Source organism: Cellulomonas sp. RIT-PI-Y (assembly GCF_025642745.1).
In the GTDB taxonomy this organism is placed as follows: domain Bacteria; phylum Actinomycetota; class Actinomycetes; order Actinomycetales; family Cellulomonadaceae; genus Cellulomonas.
In genome coordinates this window covers 1-14,366 of the sequence record NZ_JANZKP010000070.1, presented here as the reverse complement: position 1 = coordinate 14,366, position 14,366 = coordinate 1, and the positions used below count along the sequence as shown (strand labels likewise).

Sequence of the window (14,366 nt, the reverse complement as noted above, 5' to 3'; positions counted from 1 at the left end):
CGCGCTGCTCTACCGCGGCTTCGGCGGCGGCGACGAGGCGGACGAGCTGGACGAGGAGCTCGCCGACGACGTGCTGATCGAGGACGAGGTTGTGGCCGAGGTCCGCTGACCTCCGGCTCCCCGAGCGCGAAGGGCGGTCCTGCTCCGGCAGGGCCGCCCTTCGGCGTGCTCAGGGCAGGATCTGGGCCAGCGCCCCGATGGTCAGCGCCAGGAACGCGAGGGTGAGCACGTCGACCACCCGCTTGCGCACCACGAGCACCGCCGGGCCCGGCCCGCGCACCACGGCCCGGATCACCGCGCACACCGTCAGCAGGGCGGCGAACAGGGTGGCACCGAAGGACGGTCCCCAGACCAGCGCCGTGGCGACACACGCCAGGACGGCACCGGCGACGATCCAGAGCGAGGCGTTGCGGCCCGCCTCCAGGGAGGTGCGGGCGATCTCCCGCGGGTCGAGCGGCTGGCCGTCCGGGCCGAAGCGGGCGTCCGGATCCGCCAGCGGATCCGCCGCGGACTCACCGGGGGTGGTCGGGGTCACGGGGCTGCTCCCTTCGGTTCGAGCCGACGCCGAGACTACCGTGACCGGGGTGAGCGCAGCCGACGACACCGCAGCCCGCCCGCCCGCACCGGTCCTCGGCGAGCATCCCGGACGGGTCCTGGTGGTCGGCGCCGGACTGGCCGGGGCACGGACCGTGCTGGAGCTGCGGCGGCAGGGGTTCGACGGCTGGATCGGGCTGGTCGGCGCAGAGCCGGTGCCGCCCTACGACCGGCCGCCGCTGTCCAAGCACCTGCTGGACCGGCCCGCGCCCGCCTGGTTGTCGGACGAGCTGGACGCCGACGCCCTGGCCGCGGCGGACCGGGTGTGGCTGGGGACGCACGCGACCGGCGTGCGGGTGGACCGGGACGGGGTCCGGGTGCGGGTCGACGGTCCGGACGCGGCGGCCGGGGCCGAGCTGACCGCCGACGCCCTGGTGGTCGCCACCGGCTCCGCCCCGGTGAACCCGTGGCCCGCCGCCCGGGTGCTGCACACCGCCGCCGACGCCGAGGCGCTGCGCACCGCACTGGCCGCGGCGCGCCGGCTGGTGATCGTCGGGGCGGGATGGATCGGGGCCGAGGTCGCGACGGTGGCCGCCGCGGCCGGGGTCGAGGTGATCGTGCTGGAGGCGCTGGCCGGGCCGCTGCCGGTGCTCGGCGCGGTGGGCGAGCTGACCCGGGCGTGGTGGCGGGACGCGGGGGTGGATCTGCGCACCGGGGTGCGGGTCGCCTCGGTCGATGCCACCGGGGTGACCCTGACCGACGGGGAGCGGGTCGACGCGGATCTGGTCCTCGCCGCGGTGGGGGCGCGTCCGGCGACGGGCTGGCTCGACGGAGCGGTGACGCGCGATCCGGACGGCTCGATCCGGGTGGACGAGCACCTGGCGCCGATCGCGGCCGGCACCGTCCCGGCGGAGGAGCCCACCGGCCACCGGGCCGCGACGCGCTCTCGGGTGCGCGTGGTCGGGGACGCCGCACGGCGACGGTCCGCGCGGCACGGCTGGGTCGCCGGCGGGCACTGGGACGCGGCGCTGCGCGGTCCCGCGGTGGCGGTGGCCGGGCTGCTCGGCTCCCCCGCACCGGAGGACCCGGCGCCCTACGTGTTCTCCACCCAGTTCGGGCACGAGCTCGCGCTGTACGGCGATCCCGGCCGGGGCGACGACCTGGTGCTGCGCGGCGACCCTGCGACCGACGACGGATGGGCGGCGCTGTGGTTCGAGCCGGGGAACGACCGGCTGACCGCGGTGTTCACCGTGGACCGGCCCCGGGACGTGGCGGCGGCGCGACGGTTGTTCACCGGGGAATCGCTGCCGGAGCTCGACCGGACGGCGGCGGCCGACCCGGCGGTCCCGTTGCGGTCGGCGCTGCGCGGCTGACCGGTCCCGGTCGACCGGTCGAGGAGGTGTCGCCCGTCCGGACACGGGCGACCGGCTCAGCGGGCGACCGCAGGCATCGCGTCCGGCGCTCCGGCACGCAGCGGGGTCCGGGCGTCCACGAGCTCCGCACCGCTCACGGCGTAGCTCAGCCCACGGTGGCCCCGGCTGAACGGCACCGCGACCACGGTCGTGATCACGAACAGCACCAGGACCAGCCCCCAGCCGTCCAGGACGCCGAGCACGCCCCATCCGGCGGCACCGCACGCGCCGCGCAGCAGCCGCCGGGGCAGAGTGCCGTGCACCAGCTCCCCGGTCGCCGACCGCCAGCGGGGCTCCAGCCACATCGCCCGCTGGCCGAGGGACGCGCCGGAACCGATCAGCGGCGGCAGCCAGAGCAGGACGGCTGCGGGGAACCAGGTGGTGGCCAGATCCGGTGCGGTGAGGGTGCGGTCGCCGGCCAGATAGCCGATCAGCGCCCAGCCGATGCCGAGCGCGGTGCCGAGCAGCAGCACCGATACCACGTCGACCAGCATGCCGAGCCAGCGACGGAGGGTGGTGACCGGGCGTGGGGTCCCCCGGCCCCGTCTCAGGTCGGCCGGCCGGGGCATCCACCGCATGACCAGCGGCGCGACCAGGGCGCCGAGCAGCCCGCCCAGGGTGTTCGTCATCAGGTCGTCGACGTCGCCGATCCGGTACGAGCAGCCGATCAGGCCGAACACCCCGGTGTACTGGGTGCCCTCGATCAGCAGCGACGCCAGGGCCGCGGTGACGGTGGACCGGACCACGCCCCACCCGGCGAAGCCCCGGGCGAAGATCCCCCACGGCAGGAACAGCAGGACGTTGAACACCACCTGCAGCACCACGATGCTCTTCGCCGCCGCGACCAGGCTCATCCCGGCGGTCTCCCGGCGGATGTCGGCGAGGAACTGGAAGGGGCGCAGCTGGGCGCCGTCGACGCCGTGCTGCGCGCACCACAGGGCCAGGTCGCCGGAGGGCAGCGGCAGCAGGGTGTACGCGATCAGCGCCACGCCGTAGACCGCGAGCGCCGCGGTGCCGAACAGCCGCAGCGCGCTCAACCGTCCGAACCGCCGGCTCTGCCACACCACCGCGGGGAGGAACAGCCCGGCGAACAGCGCCAGTCCACCGATCACGCCGACCCAGGCCGGCCACGTCCAGCTCACCATGTCCGTCACGGTAGGGACCGGACCGGGCCGGGCGCGTCCGGCGCCGGTCCGGTCCGGTCGTCCTCCGCAGGTCGCACCCGGCGCGACCGGGTCCGACCGTGGTCGCAGTCCCCGGGCCGGGCGCTGCTACTCGGCCGTCGGGGCGTCGGTCGGATCTGTCGTGGCCTCCGCGCTCGGGTCGGTCGTGGGCTCGGCGGTCGCGGTGGCCTCCGCCTCGGCGGCGAGCTTCTCCCCGACCTCGGTGATGAACGCGATCAGCGCCTCGTTGTCGTCCAGCGCCCCGGTGTACTCCTCGCCCGCGACCATCAGGACCGGCGTCGCGTCCGTCGCGCCGACGCTGTCCGCGGCCCGGTCGGTGGCGTCCTGCACCCAGGGGAAGAAGCCGTGGTCGCTCACGCAGTCGGTGACCGTGGTGTCGGTGATCCCGGCGTTCTGCACCAGCGTGACCAGCTCGTCGTCGGTCAGGCCCGTCTCGCCCAGGTCGGGCTGGGCGGCGATCAGCGCCTCGTGCACGCTCAGCGCGTTGTCCGGCAGGGTGTCCGCCACGCAGGCCAGCGTGTTGGCGGCGCGCAGCGAGTAGTCGCCGGTGGTGGCGATCGTCGCGGCGGCGGTGCTGGTGTCCGCGGCGTCGGCCGTCGCCGAGGCGGTCGGGGTCGGGGCGGCCACCGAGGCGTCGTCCAGCAGGGCCAGCGGGTGCAGCTCCAGCGTGGCGTAGCCCTGGGTCACCCAGGAGTCGATCGCCTCACCGTTGGCGGCCCAGAAGCTCTGCGCCTGCGGCGAGCGGTAGTCCAGGTACAGCACCAGGTCCAGCACGCCGGAGGTCCGGTCGACCACCGTCGGGGTCGGTTCCTTGCCCGGGTCGAGCGCGCTGGTCCGGGAGGCGGTCACCGTGGTGCCGTCACCGGTGAGCACCACGCCGTCGCTGAGCATGTTCTTCGGGCCCAGGTGTGCGGCCTGCGCGTTCGACTGGACCACCAGCACCGCGATCACCCCCGCGGCGACGACGCCCAGGCCCGCGCCGCTCCAGCCCAGCCGCCGGTTCCGCTTGCGCCGGGCCAGCTCGCGCTCGCGCTCGATCCGGGCCATCTCCCGGGCGATCGCCCGGCGGTCCTTCTTGGGCAGCTTCTTCAGGTCGGACCGGCGGGGGGTGGTGCTCACACTGTGCTCCTGGGCTCACTGTCGACACTGGCGTCGCCATCATGCTCCGTGTGCCTGGGGCGTGGCTGTGAGCACCACCCGGATCAGGCGCGGGCGATCCGCACCGTGACCAACTGGAACGGGCGCAGGTCCAGCTGGTCGCCGGACAGCGCCCGCGGATCGACCGGGCGTTCCAGCAGGTCGACCTCCGTGCTCGTGCCGCTCGGGAAGCCGGTCCGCACGGTGGCCCGCGTCCGTCGGCCGAGCGCCTCGTACAGCCGGACCACGACGTCGCCGGAGCCGTCGTCGGCCAGCTTCACCGCCTCGACCACCACCCCGGGGTCCGACACGGTGACCAGGGGGTCGACCCCGTGCGCCCCGGTGACCTCCCGGACCGGCAGGTTGGTCCGGTACCCGTCGACCACCGCCTCGGCGATCCCCGCGCCGACGTGCAGCACCGTGTGGAAGACGTGCGTGCCCTGGTCCGCCTCGGGGTCCGGGAACAGCGGCGCCCGCAGCAGCGACTGCCGCAGCACGGTGGCGGTGCGGCCGTCACCGTCCACGGTCCGGGTGACGTCGTGGCCGTAGGTGGCGTCGTTGGCCAGCGCCACGCCGTAGCCGGGCTCACCGACGTGCAGCCAGCGGTGCGCGCAGATCTCGTACCGGGCCTCGTCCCAGGAGGTGTTGGTGTGGGTCGGCCGGTACACGTGCCCGAACTGGGTCTCCGCCGCCGAGCGGTCCGCGTGCACGTCCACCGGGAACGCGAGCTTGAGCAGCCGCTGCCGCTCGTGCCAGTCCACCTCGGTCCGCACCTGCACCGCGCGGGTCCCGGCGCGGAGGGTCAGGTCCTGCGTGATCGTCGACTCCCCGACCCGGCGCACGCTGCGCAGTTCCACCCGGTCCGGCTCCTGCGTCACGACCTCGACCGAGTCCGCGTCCAGCAGGTCGTCCACGGTGCGCCGGTACTCGGCGTCGATGTCCCAGGCGTCCCACTGCCGCGGCACATCCCGGTGCAGCTGCAGCAGGTTGGCCAGCGACCCGGCGGGCACCAGTTCCCGGTCGGCGACCCGATCGCGGAGCGAGTCGATCTGGCCCCCCGCGGTCAGGTGCAGGTCGAGCTGGTCGCTGAGCACCCGATAGGTGCCGTCCGGCTCGGTGCGCAGCTCGACGGTGCCTGCGGCCGGTCCGGGGTCGTCCGGCGACCCGCCGAGCGCGGGGACGCCGTCCCGGTCGTGCGGAGCGGCGTTGAGGCGCACGGTGCGGTCGCCGGAGCCGACCAGGACGGCGAGCGCCGACCCGATGATCCGTTCGGCGTCCGACTCGATCCGGGCGTAGGACTCCTCGGCCTGGCGGTACACCCAGCCGATCGAGGAGCCGGGCAGGATGTCGTGGAACTGCAGCAGCAGCACCTCCCGCCAGAGGGAGCGCAGCTCGGCGGCCGGGTAGTCGGCGCCGGTGCGGACCGTGGCGGTGGCGGACCACAGCTCGGCCTCGCGCAGCAGGTGCTCGCTGCGCCGGTTGCCGCGCTTGGTCCTGGCCTGGGAGGTGTAGGTGCCGCGGTGATACTCCAGGTACATCTCCCCGGACCAGACCGCCGGGCTCTCGCCCGATTCGGCCAGCGCAGTGAGCTCGTTCTCGGTCCGGGCGAAGAAGGTGTTCGGCGACCCGAGTTCGACCCGGGGCACCCCGTCCAGGTCCGCGAACCGGTCGGCCGCCGCCAGCATCTCCCGGGTCGGGCCGCCGCCGCCGTCCCCCCAGCCGAACGGCACCAGCGAGCTGTCCGCCACCGCCTTGTCCGCGAAGGTGCGCTCGGCGTGCGCCAGTTCCCCGGCCGACAGGTCGGAGTTGTAGGTGTCCACCGGCGGAAAGTGCGCGAGCACCCGGGAGCCGTCGATGCCCTCCCAGTGGAAGGAGTGGTGCGGCATCCGGTTGGTGTCGTTCCAGGACAGCTTCTGGGACAGGAACCACCGCGAGCCGGCGGCCCGGACGATCTGCGGCAGCGCACCGGTGTAGCCGAAGGAGTCCGGCAGCCAGACGTCCTGGGTCTCCACCCCGAACTCGTCCAGGAAGAACCGCTTGCCCTCGATCATCTGCCGGGCCAGCGCCTCACCGCCGGGCAGGTTGGTGTCGGACTCCACCCACATGCCGCCGACCGGCACGAACTGACCGGCGGCGACCTTGGCCCGGATCCGCTCGAACAGCTCCGGGTGGCCCTCCTGCACCCAGGCGTACTGCTGGGCGGAGGAGCAGGCGAACACGAAATCCGGCCGCTGGTCCATCAGGGTTATCGCGCTGGAGAAGGTGCGGGCGCACTTGCGCCGGGTCTCCCGGACCGGCCACAGCCAGGCGGAGTCGATGTGCGCGTGACCGGCGGCCAGCACCCGGTGCCCGGACTCCCCCGCCCGCACCGCCAGCACCGGGGCCAGCACGGCCCGGCCGGCGGCAGCGGTGCCGGCGACGTCACGGGGGTCCACCGCGTCGACCACCAGGTCCAGCGCGCGCAGGGCCCGGGCGTAGCGGGTGGTCCCGGCGTCCAGCACCCCGACCAGGCCGCGGACCGCGACGACGTCCTGCCACAGGTCCCACACCTCGACGTCCCGGAGCACCACGTCGGCGGACCGCAGGGCGTACAGCGGGTCGTCCCCGGCGGTCCGCGGGTCGCCGAGCGGGGTCGGGGCGTACCAGGATCCGCTGCCGATGTCCGGGTTCCCCGCCGCCTCGACCAGCACGTCCACGGCAGCACCGGACCACGGCACCGCTTGGTTGAACGGGGAGAGCCCCTTGATCGCGGTGCCGTCCGGGCGGAACACCAGGCCCTCCGCCTGGAACCCGGTCTGCGACGTGGTGAACCCCAGGTCGATCGCGAGCTCCAGCGTGTGCCGGTCGTCCGGGATCCAGGACGCCGGGACCTCCCCGGTCATCCGGAACCAGGTGGTGCTCCACGGCGCGCCCCACGGCGTGCCGAGCGGCACCGGTCGGTACTCCTGCCCCACCGCCTCGGCGAACGGCACCGGCTCGCCCGGCGCGTGCCAGGCGGTGACGGTCAGCGGGACGTGCTCGGCGTGGACGGCGGGCAGCACGCGCTCATGGGTGAAGCGGTCGAGGCGCTGGAGGACACGGGCGGCATCGATGGGCATGGACACGACCTTCCGGGTCGGGGAGAGAGGGGACGGGTCAGCCCTTGACGGCGCCCGACATCGCGAACGAGCCCCCGGAGAACCGCTGCACCAGCAGGTACAGCACCAGGACGGGGACGGAGTAGAGCAGGGAGAACGCGGCGAGCCGGCCGTAGGCGATCGTCCCGTAGGTGCCGAAGAAGTTGTAGATCGCGACGGCGGCGGGCTGGTTCCCGGGCGAGAACAGCAGCACGAACGGGACGAAGAAGTTCCCCCACGCCTGGGTGAACACGAAGATGAACACCACCGCGATCCCGGGGCGCATCAGCGGGACGACGACCCGGGCCAGCGCGGTCATCGACCCGGCGCCGTCCACCCAGGCGGCCTCCTCCAGGGAGACCGGGACCGAGTCCATGAAGTTCTTGGTCATCCAGATCGCCATCGGCAACGACGTCGCGGTGAGGAAGAAGACCGTCCCCGGCACGTTGTCCAGCAGGCCGAGGTTCACGAACAGCGCGTAGACCGGGACCATCATCGCGGTGATGGGCAGGCAGGTGCCGAACAGGATCGCGTAGAGGAACGGCTTCCGGAACCGCATCTGGTACCGGGACAGCGGGTAGGCCGCGAGCACCGAGGCGAGCACGGTGAGGATCGCCGTCCCGCCGGAGATCACCGCGGAGTTCCACAGCGGCCGGAAGGTCTGGTCCCAGGTCATGATCTGGCTGAAATTGTCCAGGGTGAACGACTCCGGCAGCTTCACCGACACGGTCGCGGCGGGGTCGAGCGCGGCCAGCACGATCCAGGCCAGCGGGACCAGGAACGCGACCCCCACGCCGATCAGGACCACCGCCACGAACGCGCGGCCGGTGCGCCGGCGCGGAGAGGCCACCGACGGGGTGCGGCGGGGCGTGGTCACCACGGACGTCGTGGTGGGCGTCATCGCGGTCATCAGTCCACCTCCGGCTTGAGCACGCGGATGTACACGATCGAGAACACCGCGCCGACCAGCAGGGTCACCGTGGCGATGGCGGTGCCGTAGCCGACCTGGGCGAACTTGAACGCCTCCTGGTACGCCAGCACCGGCAGCGTGGAGCTGCTGGTGCCGGGGCCGCCGCCGGTCATCACCCAGATCAGGGTGAACACCGCCAGGGTCTGCAGCGTGGTCAGCATCAGGTTGGTCGAGATCGCGCGCCGGATCATCGGCACCGTGATCCGGAGGAACCGCTGCGCCCCGGTCGCGCCGTCGATCGAGGCGGCCTCGGTGATCTCCGGCGGGACCTCGGCCAGGGCGGCATCGTAGACCATCATCGAGAACGCCGTGCCGCGCCAGATGTTGGCCAGGATCACCGCGAGCATCGGGAAGGTGATCAGCCAGGTCGGACCGGTCAGCTCGAACCAGCCGAGCACGTTGTTCAGCGTGCCGTCGGTGGCGAAGAACGCGTACAGGGCGAAGGCCGCCACGATCTCCGGCAGCACCCAGGCCACCACGACGATCGCGCTGACCACCGAGCGCAGCACCCGGCCGGTGGCCCGCAGCATCAGGGCGAGTGCCATGCCGAGCACGTTCTGCCCGACCACCGCGGACGCCCCGACGAACACCACGGTCAGGACCACGGCCTTCCAGAACTGCCCGTCGCCGAACAGCGCGGTGTAGTTGTCCAGCCCGACGAACTCCGGCGCGGCGGCCCGGTAGCCGGTCAGCGCCTGGTTGGTCAGCGAGCCGTAGAACGACCACAGCACCGGGCCGGCCAGGAACACCGCCATCAACACGACGGCGGGCAGCAGCGGGAGCAGTCGCAGGGCCGCCCGGCCCGGACGCCGACGGGGTCGCCTGACCCCGCCGGGCGTCCGGGCGCCCAGCACGAGGGACGTCATCAGCCCGCGGCCTGCGTGGCGTCCGCGCCGACGATGCCGACCAGGCCGTCGTCGTAGGTCCGCGCCGCCTGTGCGGCGTCGGCCTGCCCGGTCGCCACCGACTCCGCCGCGACCTGGATGGTGGACGAGATCTGCGAGTAGTCCGGGGTCGCGGGCCGGAAGTGGGTGTACTCCACCAGCGAGGAGAAGAACTCGAAGGACGGGTTGTAGCCCAGGTACTCCGGATCCTCGGCCACGTCGCTGCGCACCGCGATCTGGCTGTTCTCGGTGTCGTACTTCAGCGAGTTCTCCTGGTTGAGCGCCAGGGCGATGAAGTCGAACGCGGCCTGCGGGTCGCTCGCCTGGCTGCCGACCGCCAGCGTCCAGCCGCCGGACATCGAGGTGAAGCCGGGGTCCTGACCGTCCTGGGTCGGCATGGCCGCCATCCCCATGGTGTCCTCCCACTCCGGCCACGCGTTGTCGCCGGAGATCCAGCCGCCGGGCAGCCAGGACCCGTCGACGGCCATCGCGAGCTTGCCCTGCGGCAGCAGCTCGCTGGCCACCCGGGCGCCGACCGACGCGTCCAGCGCGACGTCCAGCGACGGGGCCAGTCCCTCGGTGTAGATCGTCTCCAGGAAGCCGAGCGAGTCCTCGAACCCGGTCGATCCGGTGATCCACTTCTGGCTGTCGGCGTCGTAGAGCTCGTCGTCGGTGCCGTAGAGCAGCATCTCGAAGCCCTGCATCGTGGTCTGCTCGCCGCCGGCCTTGCCCGCGTAGACGTTCAGCGGGGTGACGTCGGGCAGCTTCTCCTTGAGGGTCCGGGCGGCGTCGAGGACGTCGTCCCAGCTCTCCGGCTGCCAGTCGGTCGGCAGCCCGGCCTGCGCGAACAGGTCCTTGTTGTAGTAGAGCCCGCGGGTGTCGGTGCCCATCGAGACGCCGTAGGTCTTGCCGTCGTCGCCGAGGCCGGCCTGCTTGGCGGTGTCCAGGAACTGGTCCCAGTCGTCCCAGTCGGCCAGGTAGTCGTCGATCGGCAGCAGGTAGCCCGCCGCGGCGTCGGAGCGGATCTGGAAGGTGTCCTCGTAGATCACGTCCGGTGCGGTGTCCGGCGATCCGTTCATCAGGGCGAGCTTGGTGAAGTACTGGTCCTGCTCGGCCTCGATCGGCACCAGCTCGATGGTGCGCCCCTCGTTCGCGGCCTCGTACTCGGTCTTGGCCTTCTGCAGGAGGTCGTCGAGCTGATGGAACTGCGCGGTCTTCTGGTATGCCACGGTGATGGTCGAGTCGTCGTCGCTCGATCCCCCACCGCCGGACGAGCAGGCGGCGAGGCCGAGGACGAGCACTCCGGCCGAGGCGAGGGCGGTCTGCAGACGCATGGATGCTCCTTTGCTCCACGTGCACGATCCGGGCGTCGTTGCCCGGGGCCCCGCGGGGAACCGCTGCGGCGAGGCCCGATAACTACATCGAATCGATGAATTGCTGTCAAGACCTCGTCACGGTCGATGCCCAACCGTGATGAATCGGACGAAGCGCCCGAGGTCAGCTGACCAGCAGCAGGTCCGCCGGCCGCGGGGTGAAGGCCCGGGCCAGCACCAGGCAGCCCGCCCCCACCGCGCCCACCCGGGGCCCGAACACCGACGACGACGCCCGCACCGGGTGCGCTCCCCCGGGCACCTCGTGCACCGCCATCGCGCCGATCAGCGCCGGCTCGGCGTGCTTCGCGACCTGCTCCCACAACGGCCCGCCGACCAGCACCGTGCCGACGTCCAACAGATCGGTCAGCACCCCGGCGGCCATCGCCACCCGCCGGCCCGCGGTCCGCAGCACCGCCGCCGCACCCGGGTGCCCGCCGTCCGCCGCCGCGCACAGCGCCACCACCGCGTCGTCCACCGCCCGCGGGTCCGAGCCGTCGCCCCACGGCGGCAGCGCCACCCCTGCGGCCAGGCCCTGCTGCACCAGCGCCTCGGCGCGCAGGACCGCACCCAGACAGCCGCGCTTGCCGCACCAGCACGGCGCCCCGCCGGGGTCGACCACCAGGTGGCCGGACTCGCCCGCGTTCCCGGACTCCCCGCGCACCACCTCGCCACGGACCGCGAGCGACACCGCGACCCCGGTGCCCAGGTAGAAGAACACGAAGTCCGACGCGTGCTCGCGCGGGTCCCACAGATGGGCGGAGGCCGCCGCGATCACGTCCTTGTCCAGCAGCACCCGCAGTCCGGTGCGCTCGGCCACCGCGTCCCGCAGCGGCACGTCGTGCCACCCCGGCAGGTGCGGCGGGTCCAGCACCACGCCACGCTCGCGGTCGATCGGCCCCGGGGTGGCGATCCCGACGCCCAGCACCCGGTCGCGGGCCACGTCGGCACCGGAGAGCAGTCCCTCGATCTCCTCGACCAGACCGTCCAGCACCACCTCCGGGTCCTCCGGCACCGGGGTCGGCCGCTGCGCCCGCGCCACGACCTCCCCGGACAGGTCCAGCAGCACGAAGGTCATGGTCGCGGGGTCCAGGTGCACCCCGACCGCGTACCGCCCCCACGGGTTCAGCCGGAGGAGCGTGCCCGGTCGGCCCGGACCGCTGCGGGCGGTCGCCCCCTCCTCCACCACCAGGCCCAGGTCCAGCAGACGGCGGGCCACGTTCGTCACGGTCTGCGCGGACAGTCCGGTGCGACGGGCGACGTCGGCGCGGGCCAGGCCACCCCCCGCACGGCGGATCACGTCCAGGACCACGGTCTGGTTGAAGTCACCCATCCGGGGCAGATTGGTCCCGCGCCGCATCGCCGTCTCCCGTCACGACCCGGCGCAGCGGCGCCCCGGGTCTCGTGGGTGCATTATCACCGAGACCCGGGGCGGCACCGGGTGATCAGTGCGCGAAGTGCCGGGTCCCGGTCAGGTACAGCGTGATCCCGGCGGCCTCGGCGGCGGCGACGACCTCCTCGTCCCGGACCGAGCCGCCCGGCTGCACCACCGCGCGCACCCCGGCGTCCAGCAGCACCTGCAGACCGTCCGCGAACGGGAAGAACGCGTCCGAGGCGGCGACCGCACCCCGGGCCCGCTCGGCGTCGCCGGTGTTGGCCCGCTCCACCGCCAGGCGGCAGGAGTCGACCCGGTTGACCTGGCCCATCCCGACCCCGACCGAGGCGCCGTCGGCGGCCAGCAGGATGGCGTTCGACTTCACCGCGCGCACCGCCCGCCACGCGAAGGCCAGATCGGCCAGGGTCGCCGCATCCGCGGCCTCACCGGTGGCCAGGGTCCAGGAGGCCGGGTCGTCACCGGGGGCGTCGATCCGGTCGGACTCCTGCACCAGGGCGCCGCCGCTGATCGGCCGCAGCTCGATCCCGGCACCGGGGACGCCGTCCACCACCAGCAGGCGCAGGTTCTTCTTCCGGGACAGGATCTCCAGCGCCTCCGGGTCGTAGCCGGGCGCGACGACCACCTCGGTGAACACCGGCGCGATCTGCTCGGCCAGCGCGGCCGTGACCGGCTGGTTGGCCGCGATCACGCCCCCGTAGGCCGACACCGGGTCGCAGGCGTGCGCCTTGGCGTGCGCGTCCGCGATGTCGGTGCCGACCGCGATGCCGCAGGGGTTGGCGTGCTTGATGATCGCCACCGCGGGACCGTCGTGGTCGTGCGCGGCCCGCCAGGCGGCATCGGCGTCGACGTAGTTGTTGTAGCTCATCGCCTTGCCGTGCAGCTGGGTGGCGGTGGCCAGGCCGCTCGCCCCGGCGGTGGTGTAGACCGCGGCGCGCTGGTGCGGGTTCTCGCCGTAGCGCAGCACGTCGGCCCGCTCCCAGGTCGCCCCCGCGAACACCGGGAAGCCGGAGTCCCCGTCGGTCGGGGCGCCGACCGAACCCAGCCAGGACGCCACCGCCACGTCGTAGGCGGCGGTGTGCGCGAACGCCGCCGCGGCCAGTCGACCGCGCTCGCCCAGCGTGAAGCCGCCCGCTCGCACCGCCTCGATCACCCGGTCGTAACCGGCCGGGTCGACCACGACGGCGACGCTCGGGTGGTTCTTGGCGGCGGCCCGGACCATCGACGGCCCGCCGATGTCGATCTGCTCCACGCACTCGTCCGGCGTCGCGCCGGAGGCCACGGTCGCGGTGAACGGGTAGAGGTTCACCACCACCAGCTCGAACGGCGCCACGCCGAGCTCGTCCAGCTGCGCCAGGTGCTCGGGGCGGCGGGTGTCGGCCAGGATCCCGGCGTGCACCCGCGGGTGCAGGGTCTTGACCCGGCCGTCCAGGCACTCCGGGAAGCCGGTCAGCTCCTCCACCCGGGTCACCGGCACCCCGGCCGCGGCGATGGTGCTCGCGGTGGAGCCGGTCGACACCAGCTCCACCCCCGCGGCGTGCAGGGCGGTGGCCAGCTCGGCCAGACCGGTCTTGTCGTAGACCGAGACCAGGGCCCGGCGGAGGGGGCGGCGGGTGTCGTCGCCCTCACGGTCGGTGACGGCGGGCAGCGCGGGCAGGGCGTGGGACATGGTCTCCTCCGGGTCGGTCTGCGGATGCAGCGGGTCCCCGGGCGCCCAGGCGATCGACGCGGCGGTGGAGGTGTCTCCGGTCGCTCCCCGGTGGTTGGTTCCACCTCTCGCCAGTCACGACCGGGACGAGCCTAACCGACGGTGACGGTGCGCCCCTCGACGGTCAGCCCGCCCGCCGCGATCCGGCCCACCCAGTCGACCAGCATCGCCCGCTCGGCGACCTTGATCCGCTCGTGCAGCGCCGACTCGTCCTCCCCCGGCCGGATGTCCACCGCGACCTGGGCGATCACCGGTCCGGTGTCGGTGCCGGCGTCCACCACGTGCAGGGTCGACCCGGTGACCTTCGCCCCGTAGGCCAGCGCGTCCCGCACCGCGTGCGCCCCGGGGAACGACGGCAGCAGCGCGGGATGGGTGTTGACCACCCGGTCCGGCCACCGGCTCAGCACCGGCGCACCCAGGATCCGCATGAACCCGGCCGAGACCACCAGGTCGGGACCGAACACCGCGATCGCCTCCGCGGTGCCGGCGTTCCACGCCTCCCGGTCGGGGAAGTCGCCGGGTGCGACCACGGCGGTCGGCACCCCGGCCGCCCGGGCGATGTCCAGACCCCCCGCGTCCGCCCGGTCGCTGACCACGCCGACCACCCGGGCCGGATACGCCGGGTCCTGCTGCGCGGCGAGCAGGGCGGCCAGGTTGC

Annotated in this window: 11 protein-coding genes and 1 riboswitch; of the genes, 1 reads left to right on the top strand and 10 read right to left on the bottom strand. The window is 73.7% G+C overall.

All coding sequences use genetic code 11. The features are described 5' to 3' along the window. Positions 1 to 169 precede the first annotated feature (169 nt). The gene (locus OGL89_RS15710) at positions 170 to 535 is read right to left on the bottom strand and encodes a DUF3017 domain-containing protein (RefSeq protein WP_263121105.1); all 366 of its coding nucleotides are present in this window, start codon (positions 533 to 535) and stop codon (positions 170 to 172) included. A gap of 49 nt (positions 536 to 584) precedes the next feature. Between OGL89_RS15710 and OGL89_RS15705 the strand changes: the two genes are divergently transcribed. Next, positions 585 to 1,907, top strand: coding sequence for an FAD-dependent oxidoreductase (locus OGL89_RS15705; RefSeq protein WP_263121104.1), 1,323 nt, complete (start codon positions 585 to 587; stop codon positions 1,905 to 1,907). 56 nt (positions 1,908 to 1,963) lie between these two features. Here the strand turns inward: OGL89_RS15705 and OGL89_RS15700 are convergent, their stop codons facing one another. The 9 genes from OGL89_RS15700 to purN form a co-directional block, all read right to left on the bottom strand. Beyond that, positions 1,964 to 3,091: a VanZ family protein gene (locus OGL89_RS15700; protein ID WP_263121103.1), complete on the bottom strand. Its 1,128-nt coding sequence runs from the start codon at positions 3,089 to 3,091 to the stop codon at positions 1,964 to 1,966. A 126-nt stretch (positions 3,092 to 3,217) separates the two neighbouring features. After that, on the bottom strand, positions 3,218 to 4,249 hold the full coding sequence (locus OGL89_RS15695; RefSeq protein WP_263121102.1) for a thioredoxin domain-containing protein: 1,032 nt from the start codon (positions 4,247 to 4,249) through the stop codon (positions 3,218 to 3,220). A gap of 83 nt (positions 4,250 to 4,332) precedes the next feature. Then, positions 4,333 to 7,365, bottom strand: a complete 3,033-nt coding sequence (locus tag OGL89_RS15690; RefSeq protein ID WP_263121100.1) for a glycoside hydrolase family 38 C-terminal domain-containing protein — start codon at positions 7,363 to 7,365, stop codon at positions 4,333 to 4,335. A gap of 37 nt (positions 7,366 to 7,402) precedes the next feature. After that, positions 7,403 to 8,284, bottom strand: a complete 882-nt coding sequence (locus tag OGL89_RS15685) for a carbohydrate ABC transporter permease (protein WP_263121106.1) — start codon at positions 8,282 to 8,284, stop codon at positions 7,403 to 7,405. 8 nt (positions 8,285 to 8,292) lie between these two features. After that, a complete protein-coding gene (locus OGL89_RS15680; RefSeq protein WP_263121099.1) occupies positions 8,293 to 9,219 on the bottom strand; it encodes a sugar ABC transporter permease in 927 nt (308 codons plus the stop codon). Then, complete coding sequence (locus OGL89_RS15675; RefSeq protein ID WP_263121098.1) at positions 9,219 to 10,571, bottom strand: extracellular solute-binding protein; 1,353 nt, start codon at positions 10,569 to 10,571, stop codon at positions 9,219 to 9,221. Before OGL89_RS15675 ends, OGL89_RS15680 begins: the two co-directional genes overlap by 1 nt. Before the next feature lie 163 nt (positions 10,572 to 10,734). After that, positions 10,735 to 11,967 (bottom strand): ROK family transcriptional regulator, encoded by a 1,233-nt coding sequence (locus OGL89_RS15670; RefSeq protein WP_263121097.1) that lies wholly within the window; start codon positions 11,965 to 11,967, stop codon positions 10,735 to 10,737. Between the two features lie 85 nt (positions 11,968 to 12,052). Next, positions 12,053 to 13,669: a bifunctional phosphoribosylaminoimidazolecarboxamide formyltransferase/IMP cyclohydrolase gene (gene purH / locus OGL89_RS15665; RefSeq protein WP_263121096.1), complete on the bottom strand. Its 1,617-nt coding sequence runs from the start codon at positions 13,667 to 13,669 to the stop codon at positions 12,053 to 12,055. 36 nt (positions 13,670 to 13,705) lie between these two features. After that, a riboswitch (ZMP/ZTP riboswitch) is annotated at positions 13,706 to 13,797 on the bottom strand. A gap of 3 nt (positions 13,798 to 13,800) precedes the next feature. Beyond that, a partial coding sequence (gene purN, locus OGL89_RS15660) for a phosphoribosylglycinamide formyltransferase (protein WP_263121095.1) occupies positions 13,801 to 14,366 on the bottom strand: 566 nt, incomplete at its 5' end.